Raw genomic sequence first — 7,030 nt, forward strand, 5'->3', positions numbered from 1 at the left:
GTTTACTCACCTAATTCTTTGGCAAAATGAATATTTATTTTTTTATCGCCCCTAATACAATACCCCCATCCAGGCCCTTTCGGCATGTTTTTGTTCAAAATCCAGCGTATACTGCGCCGCTTCTTCCTTGGTTGCAAATTCAGCCAGCACAATTCGGTACTTGAGTACCTCCCCAAAGTAGCGAATGCGCGCTTCTTTGATGCTATACTGATCCCGTGCACGTTTGAGCGTGCGCTGGGCATAATAATCGTTCAGGTCAAAATCGCCAATGAAAACGATGTAAGCACTTGGTTCACCTGCTTTGGGGATGGTACGGTTGGTTTTGTTTTCTATTTCGGTATTGATCAAGGTTTTTAATACAAATTCTGGAGCCGGTGGCATGGGGCGGTCTTCTTCCAGTTTTTCGCGAGAACTGGTGCTGGTACGAGTTTTGGTGCTCCCTTTTTCAGTGGTGCTAGTCAGGGCGTCATTGGTTTTTTCCATTGGTTTAGGATCGTTTTCCACCGTGCCGGATTCATTTGGTGCGGTTGTAGAATCCGTTGCTGGCATTTCTTTTGGAACTGTTACAGAAACTGTTGTAGTAGTATCCTTGGCTGGCGTTGGAACAGCAATACTTTTTTCGATTGAGGTTTCAATTTTCACCTCCTTAGTTGAAGCAAGTGATTTTGCGGGTTCGGAACTAGAATGGGAATCTTCTTCCATTGATTTCACCTTTGGTTTGAGCTGTTCTTGTTCTGCCAAAGCCAGGGCTTGAACATAATTTTCCAAATCAGTGCGTATTTGCAAATAAGCATTGCGAATGGGCAATGGGATAACTTTTCCAGATCCTAGAACGCTTTCGGCGGTTTCAAAGGCTTTGAAATCATCTAGGTAAGCTTCAGCAAATGAATTGAAATTGCCTTTGCGATAGGGGAGTGGCTTCAAAATGCGGTAGATCGATTCGGCAGTCTCGATTTTGCCATTGAACAAATTGGCGTGGGCCAAGCGCATCAAACTTAAACTATCCTGCTGGTCAGTGAATGCGGCGGATTCAAGGATGGGCAATGCTTCCTGGAAATGCCCGGTGCGCAACAATTCCCAAGGATTTTTTTGTTCAGTCGGGGAGCTGTTTTTATTTCCAGGTTGTTCTCTGGATGCAATTTCTGCTTTGTTTTGCTCGGCAATTTGGCGCTGCATGCGTTCTTTTTTGGCAGCCATTTCTTCATTGTAGCGCGCGCGTTGCAAGTCTTTCTCCAGGACTGACATTTTCTGAACTACTTCGTCTCGCCTTTGAATTGCTTTTTCCTTTATTTGTTGCAGGCTTTGAACCACTCGCTCGATGCGGGCGTCGGTTTCAAAAACCTTAGAAGGACAGGCCACCCTGGCTGCCCGATAGGATTTGATGGCTGCGAGAAAATTACCTGCTTGATAGAGGCTATCTCCCTTGAGGAGGATACCACTGTACATATCGCAGTGGTCTGACTGGGCAAAACAACTGGCAGTTGACAATATTCCAAGCATTAATGTACTTAAAATCGGTTTAAGAGCTTGCATGATTTTCAAGCGTTTGTTATGCATACTCAGATGCATCTTGTTCAGGGATAATTATTCACAAAACTTCTCAAATCCTTTTTGTAAAACGGGATACCCCTTCGCTTGGTAGCGATAATTCCACGTTGGATCGTTCCAAATTTTGCAATACTTTTTGCAAATGATTTCAAAAGAGTTTTGAATCTTTTGATCTTGTGTAGCCATCTTTCGACTTGAATTCAAAAGTTCGATTGCTTCTCCTATTCGAATCTGTGCCAGCGTATACTGCTCTGCCTCCATGCAAGTACGGACATCTTCGAGGTCACGTTCAAAACGATAAACATTGCTTTCTAACGTAGCCGTTTTTATCTTTTTGAACTTGGTAAGCATGAAAAATGAACTGAGCCCCAAACCCAAAAGAGAAATGAGCAGAATCCCTACAACAACATTCAATATATAAACTTTATTTCGAATATTCATAACACACTCATTTTATGGGTGAACGAATGTGAATACTCCTCCACTTGATGACTTGGCCAAGCTGCACAGCTGTGCCATTCTTCGCCTTTTACGAAAAGATATCGATAACTGATCATGAGAAAAATAGTTCTGAAATACGGAAATGGGATGACTAAATGGTAGGTAAGTAGAAAAGCCTTTTCAATAAAATTGTCTCAATAGCAGCGCTAAGTTATAAAGAGTACGCTAAATTGTAAAGCATCAGCGTTGTTTTGACAAAAAACAAGCAAAAGCGATGAAAAATACATTCAAAATCAGCACCTCAATGGCAAGCATGGCAATCGGATGCCTGGTTTTATTTTGTGCAGCTTTTACAATCCCTACGGAGTATTGCATCAAATGGGTAGACCTGGATACCCATAATTTCGGGGAAATTGAAAGTGGTAAATTAACGACTTGCTCGTTTACTTTTCGCAATTGCTCTGGAGATTCGGTTACGATTGCCAATGTACGACCTGCTTGTGGGTGTACTACTCCAGATTGGCGTACTGCTTCAATCCCTCCGGATTCAACGGCGGAGATTGGTATCGAATTCAGTTCGCGCAAATCGGGTTATTTTTACAAAATGATCAAAGTGTATTTTAAGGAGTTTCCACAAGCGGAACGGATTTATGTGGAAGGGACAGTGAAGTAGGTTTAAGTTTTGTATTCCAGCACTTAAGTTGAGAAAGTTTTCCCGTTTTTGACAATATTCTTTTAATTTAGCGTTTCGATAAACAAAACAACTTATGCCGTTGCGGGAAGAATTTCCAGAGCCTGGTTCGGATTACATGGGAGGTACCAGTGATGGATACGAGTATACCACCATTTTTGCGGGTTCACGCCTACAGACGAGCTATGATATGGTACGCCAATTCCTGAAAGAAGAGGGATATGGGGAAGTTCCCTTGCCCAAAGATGCCGAGGAGCTAAAACTGTTTCGCCTTCCCTCCCGAAACAAGCAATTGCTGATGTTTGAAGACAATGGCTACCTGCACAATCCCATCAAAATTCTTTTCCCTTACGATGGCCGCAATAAAAATACCCTGATTCTTTGCGTGTACAATGAGAATGATCCCCAGCATTTGCTGAAGTTTCATCGGATATTGGAGCGGAAGAATGGAGAGAAAGTGGGGAAGAAGACCGTAACCTCCGAGCAGATTTGAAATGAACCCAACCGAGGTAGGGTTCGTCATTTGCATCACCTTAGATTAAATTTCCAAATTCTTTTGGGGTTACTTGGAAGTTATACGCTTGCATATTTGTGTTCAAACCCTACCAAATCATACCAGGCACGGCTGTACAAGTTGTCTCCATGCAAAAGGTCTTCATGTTGTCCGGTGGCTCCGATTTGACCTTCTTCAACCACATAAATGCGATCGGCTGCTCGAGCTGTACGCAAGCGGTGGGTGAGTACTATAATGCCCAAATGATCTCGAAGTCGATCCAATAATTGCAGGACAAATAGTTCTGTATCGCGATCAAGGGCTGCGGTAGGCTCGTCTAGTAATAGCAATTCTGGTTGTCGATAAAGTGCCCTAGCCAATGCTACCAATTGTTTTTGGCCACCCGAAAGATTTACACCTTCTTCGCCCAGCAAGGTCGAATAACCATTGGGAAATTGGGCAAAATATTGATCAAACCCATAGTCCGTGAAAAATTGTTGCAGAGAATTGGCATCTTGAATCTCATCTCCTAGCAGAATATTGTCAAGGAGCGTGCCATTAAAGAGCTTGATATCTTGGGGGACAACGCCCAATTTTGACCGCCAATTTTCAAAACCCAATAAATCCAGATCGATGCCATTAATTTTAATCTGACCAGACTCAGCGGCATAAAATTTTTGCAGAATTTGCAGTAACGTACTCTTTCCGCATCCACTTTCCCCCAAGATGCTGATCCATTCTCCCCGGCGAACCTGAAAATTAATGTTTTCCAATAACCTTTTGCGACCAGGAAAACGGAAGGCCAATTCTTCAACCCGCAATTCTTCAAAGTGCTGAATGCTGGATTTAGGCTGTTCTGCTTCCAGCTCCAATTCATTTTCCAATGCTGCAAACTCATACATCCGGTCAAATGCTACCCTGGCTTCTTGCAGCATGAGATTGGCCGATGATAATTGGGCAGCTGAAGCAACAAGGGTAGCCGCCATTTGCAACAGGGCAATCAATCCTCCAGTACTCAAGCTACCTTGAAGGGTTTGCCAACCAGACCAGGCAATGACTCCCGCTAAGAAAAAGGTGCCAATAAATTCAACTACCAATCCAAAGCGCGCTCCTGTAATGCCCAATTGAAAAAGGGTTTGTTGGAAAACGCCAAAAATCCCCTGTGTAATCCGCGCAAATACATCCTGCCGATTGGTAATTTTGATTACACCTACGCCCTGTATACTATCGATGTAATGGCTTTCTGTAAAGGCATAAGCGGCCATAGTTTGGCGCTGTTTCTGTAAGATAGTCCCATGAAAACGCCAGATGATTCCAATAAACACAGGCAACCAAATCACTGCGGCCAGCCCTACTTGCCAACTGTATACAAACATAAAACCAAGGGCAGTCAACAAACTCAGCAAGTCAATCAATGCACTTCCCGCGAGGGCAGATACCGTACGCTGGATGCGTTGGGTATCGTTGAGCCTAGCGATCATGTCTCCGGTTTTTCTGTTGTCGAAAAAGGCTTTGGGCAGGTGTAATAAGGCTTGGTAAAAACTACCAGTGAGCCGCAGATTCATATCCCGACTTTGGCGCAACAATAGCACCTGCCTGAGGTATCCCAAACTTGCTCTGGCCAACAGCAGTACCAACAACAATCCTGTACCCAAAAACAATCGAAAGGCATCTTCTTTAGGGATGATTTGATCGATTAATTTTTGGGAAAAAAGCGCCAACGCCAGGCTCATTATGGAGGCGACCAGGCCCAGCGTAAGCGCAATTCCCAGGATTGGTAAATCTTCTTGTACTAAATTCCAAAACCAGATACGCTTGTTGATGCGTTGGGTATTGGCTTTAGGTAGTTTATCGCTTGGTTTGAGCAAAAGCAAGGCTTTGCTTTGCCAAACTTGGAGCAGTTCTTCTTTTTTCATCCATCTGGATGCTGGTTCAGCAGGGTCACTGATGAAAAAAGCTTGCTGCGCTTGATCGTACCCATAGCAAAGGATGAAATGGTGCAATCTTTCTTCTTTGACAACATGTAAAATGCATAGGTCTTGGCAGTCTTGCAAACTAGCCAGATCAGCCTCGTATCCATCCGCTTCAAAACCAACCTGCCGGGCAGCTTGCAACAAACCCAATAGGGTAGTTCCCTGGATAGAAGTACCGCTCCATTCCCGCAGACGTTCCAAAGGGACAGAAGCAAAACTGTAGCGCAACGCACCAAGGAGGCAAGCTGGACCACAATCGCTTTGATCGTGTTGAAGTTGGTGAGCTTTAACGGCCAGTTTCTGATTCATTGTTGAGGTATTTGAGGAGTGCGGAGGGTTTGGTTTCACCACGGTAGTTCTTTAGCAATTTTCCATTTTCGTCGTAAATCAACACAGCTGGTACTGCGCTGCTGCCAAAAACTTGCCGAAATACGCTGGCGGTATCAGTCATCCAATGAATATTGGGGAGGTTTTCCAGTTTGTTAACTTTTGCGAACTTACGAATTGTAGGAGCATCAGCTTCGCTGATCCAAATCAATTGTGCTGCACCAAAGGCATTAATGTTGGTTTGAATGGCTTTTGCCTCGTAGCTGCAATGCTCGCAATCGGGGTGGAAATGAAAAATGAAGGTTTTCTGACCCGGGTGAGAATAACTCATTTTGTCCAAAGCAAGAAAAGGGAGTTTGTTGGGCATTTGTGAGATTTGGCTAGCTACACGTTGTTTTTCCTCATGAGCACTCAGTGTTTTCCGAATGAGGATAAACCCGGTAGCACTGACCAGTGTAGCGAATAGAAAGAGGAGGAGGAGCCTCAATTTTATTTTGGTTGTAGTCATTGTTTTGAGTTTTGGTTTTGCCAATGGAAATAAGAAAATAAGGTAAAAACTAATGTAAACAGTAGTTTTGCTAATTTGAACCATTCATTTTTGCTTATTGGTTCGCTTTCCATATACATTAGGTTTTGTGCATTGCGCTTTTAAAAAGTAAGACTTAAGACAAGCGGAATCGAAATTCTTGATCAAAAGCGATCAGTTTATTCCTACAAAATCTAATAAAAGGAGAGGTATTTGTTTGGCAAATGCTTTTAACCTAGAAAATAACGAACCCCTAAAAACACTACAATGAAACCGAGTACTGCAAAAATTATCATGATCAGTTTTGTGTTGGTTTGCTTTTTCATGACTTGTTTTTTAGATTATTCAAAATGACTTGAATCTTGATTGGGTGCAATTCAAAATATCGCGTAAAAAAAAATTATTCTAAAAAATCCTTGGCTATGCTGTTTCTCGAATAGAGTTAAACATATTTAGGGAAATACCGTGATGCAGACTCAGGTTTTGTGCAAATGTGCTATAAATGCCCTGATTTTATAGGGTTTCGCTGAAACGATTTGCACAAAACTTCACTCCGCGAGGTACAAAATGCGACAATTTGAATTACACCCATGTCCAATCCAGTAAACTGGACAGTTAATTCTTTTTCCTAGTTAGCAACAGGTTATTACCTATTTGTCTGGTTTCTAGTCCTGTTTTTCTGAATCCACATGTAAATAAAAAACATAATCCAAATTATACCCGTACCTAAATAGGCATTTTCAAGCCATCTAGGGGGGCTATAATGATCCCCGTTATTATACATTAGATATATATAGTAAAAGATCATAATCAAACTTCCTGAAAGCAAGGTTAGAAAAAAGTTCCTCATCATTGTTTATTATTTTGAAAGCCATCAATACAAGAACTCTGCCGATAATTTGATCACACATCATTCTGTGTCAGGTTTTGTTAATTCCATTTTGGTGAAAACCTTATGAAATCTGAGTTTTGAAAACTCATTTGCACAAACCATAGTGTTTTACAATAATAACATGTCTAAATTTTTAGGG

The 7,030-nt window shown here is 42.2% G+C and carries 6 protein-coding genes; 2 read left to right on the top strand and 4 right to left on the bottom strand.

Going from position 1 to position 7,030, the window contains the following annotated elements; translation table 11 throughout:
* Window positions 1-51: 51 nt before the first annotated feature.
* On the bottom strand, window positions 52-1,533 hold the full coding sequence (locus tag ABW391_RS28015) for a hypothetical protein (RefSeq protein WP_353485214.1): 1,482 nt from the start codon (window positions 1,531-1,533) through the stop codon (window positions 52-54).
* 51 nt (window positions 1,534-1,584) lie between these two features.
* Window positions 1,585-1,989 (bottom strand): hypothetical protein, encoded by a 405-nt coding sequence (locus ABW391_RS28020; RefSeq protein WP_353485215.1) that lies wholly within the window; start codon window positions 1,987-1,989, stop codon window positions 1,585-1,587.
* Window positions 1,990-2,263: 274 nt separating this feature from the next.
* Here ABW391_RS28020 and ABW391_RS28025 point away from each other — a divergent pair, with 274 nt between their 5' ends.
* Complete coding sequence (locus ABW391_RS28025) at window positions 2,264-2,662, top strand: DUF1573 domain-containing protein (RefSeq protein ID WP_353485216.1); 399 nt, start codon at window positions 2,264-2,266, stop codon at window positions 2,660-2,662.
* A gap of 94 nt (window positions 2,663-2,756) precedes the next feature.
* Window positions 2,757-3,173 (top strand): hypothetical protein, encoded by a 417-nt coding sequence (locus ABW391_RS28030; protein WP_353485217.1) that lies wholly within the window; start codon window positions 2,757-2,759, stop codon window positions 3,171-3,173.
* 80 nt (window positions 3,174-3,253) lie between these two features.
* Here the strand turns inward: ABW391_RS28030 and ABW391_RS28035 are convergent, their stop codons facing one another.
* Window positions 3,254-5,455, bottom strand: coding sequence for a peptidase domain-containing ABC transporter (locus tag ABW391_RS28035; protein ID WP_353485218.1), 2,202 nt, complete (start codon window positions 5,453-5,455; stop codon window positions 3,254-3,256).
* Window positions 5,433-5,981, bottom strand: coding sequence for a TlpA family protein disulfide reductase (locus ABW391_RS28040; RefSeq protein ID WP_353485219.1), 549 nt, complete (start codon window positions 5,979-5,981; stop codon window positions 5,433-5,435). The genes ABW391_RS28035 and ABW391_RS28040 overlap by 23 nt, the downstream gene beginning before the upstream one ends.
* Window positions 5,982-7,030 lie beyond the last annotated feature (1,049 nt).

The sequence above is a fragment of the Haliscomenobacter sp. genome (genome assembly GCF_040403615.1).
Classification (GTDB): domain Bacteria; phylum Bacteroidota; class Bacteroidia; order Chitinophagales; family Saprospiraceae; genus Haliscomenobacter.

Coding starts and splice junctions, on each gene's coding strand:
- ABW391_RS28040 (WP_353485219.1), bottom strand. CDS start 5,981: ATGACTACAACCAAAATAAAATTGAGGCTCCTCCTCCTCTTTCTATTC.
- ABW391_RS28015 (WP_353485214.1), bottom strand. CDS start 1,533: ATGCAAGCTCTTAAACCGATTTTAAGTACATTAATGCTTGGAATATTG.
- ABW391_RS28025 (WP_353485216.1), top strand. CDS start 2,264: ATGAAAAATACATTCAAAATCAGCACCTCAATGGCAAGCATGGCAATC.
- ABW391_RS28030 (WP_353485217.1), top strand. CDS start 2,757: ATGCCGTTGCGGGAAGAATTTCCAGAGCCTGGTTCGGATTACATGGGA.
- ABW391_RS28035 (WP_353485218.1), bottom strand. CDS start 5,455: ATGAATCAGAAACTGGCCGTTAAAGCTCACCAACTTCAACACGATCAA.
- ABW391_RS28020 (WP_353485215.1), bottom strand. CDS start 1,989: ATGAATATTCGAAATAAAGTTTATATATTGAATGTTGTTGTAGGGATT.